The organism is Natrinema soli (assembly GCF_028618695.1).
Genome location: NZ_JAQIVI010000530.1, coordinates 1 through 936 on the forward strand (window position 1 = coordinate 1; position 936 = coordinate 936).

3 protein-coding genes are annotated in these 936 nt (G+C 68.1%); 1 reads left to right on the forward strand and 2 read right to left on the reverse strand.

Annotation, left to right across the window (positions count from 1 at the left end; genetic code table 11):
* A partial coding sequence (locus tag PGX04_RS25860; RefSeq protein ID WP_273741123.1) for an NAD(P)-binding domain-containing protein occupies positions 1 to 169 on the reverse strand: 169 nt, incomplete at its 3' end.
* Between the two features lie 175 nt (positions 170 to 344).
* A complete protein-coding gene (locus tag PGX04_RS25865) occupies positions 345 to 602 on the reverse strand; it encodes a hypothetical protein (RefSeq protein ID WP_273741121.1) in 258 nt (85 codons plus the stop codon).
* Between the two features lie 107 nt (positions 603 to 709).
* Between PGX04_RS25865 and PGX04_RS25870 the strand changes: the two genes are divergently transcribed.
* Positions 710 to 936: glycerophosphodiester phosphodiesterase (locus PGX04_RS25870; protein ID WP_273741122.1), on the forward strand; the 227-nt coding region annotated here is incomplete at its 3' end.

The window sequence follows — 936 nt, forward strand, 5'->3', positions numbered from 1 at the left end:
CGGCGTCGGCACCGCGCGTCTCGAGTTCGTCTTCGTACGCCGCGACCGCGTCGCGGGCCTTCTCGGGATCCCTCGAGCCGATGAGGATCTCGTGGTCCGTGTCCCGGGCAAACCGCAGTGCGAGCCCTTCGCCGATGTCGCCGGTGCCGCCGAGCAGTGCAATTCGCATACGCACCTCTCGGGAGGGCACCCGAATAAAAGGGCCGGAGATCGGCCGATATCGCCGGGTTCTCGGACAGAAATTCGCACTCGGATCCGTTTTCATCGCTGGACAGCGCGCGCCACCGCATCGACCGCTTCTCGTCGTAACGGTGGTGGGATGCGCAGTCTGACAGCAATTTGTATCAGGGCGCGTCGTCCTCGGTCGGGTTCATCGCCGCGCCCAGCCCGCTGTCGTAGGCGTCGCGCTCGGTCACCTCGCGGATCCGCTGCTCGAGTCGGCCCTCGAGTTCTTGCCGCCGCTGCTCGTCCACGTCGGCGTCGTTCCCCAGATCCCGCAGATCTTGCCGGGCCGTTCGCAGGACGGAGACGGCCTCCTCGGTCTCGAGGTCGTCCGCGCGGTCGAGTGCGCGCTCGACGTCCGCGAGCGTGGTCTCGGTCATAGCGGCGATTCGTGGGGAACACGGATCAAAGACCGGCCGGGAAGCGCCACGTCGGCGACTCGGGCCGACGCCACAGCTTCCATTACTCGGCTCCCCGTCGATGTGGTATGGAACACCCAGCCGTCATCGCTCACCGCGGCTACGCCGGCGTCGCACCCGAGAACACGATCCAGGCGTTAACTCGAGCGGCCGACCGCGACGAGACCGCGATGCTCGAGATCGACGTCCAGCCGGCCGCCTGCGGGACCCCGGTCGTCGTCCACGACGAGCGCCTCGAGGGGACTCGCGACGGGCGGCCACTGACTGACGCCGCAGGACTCGTATGGGAGACGCC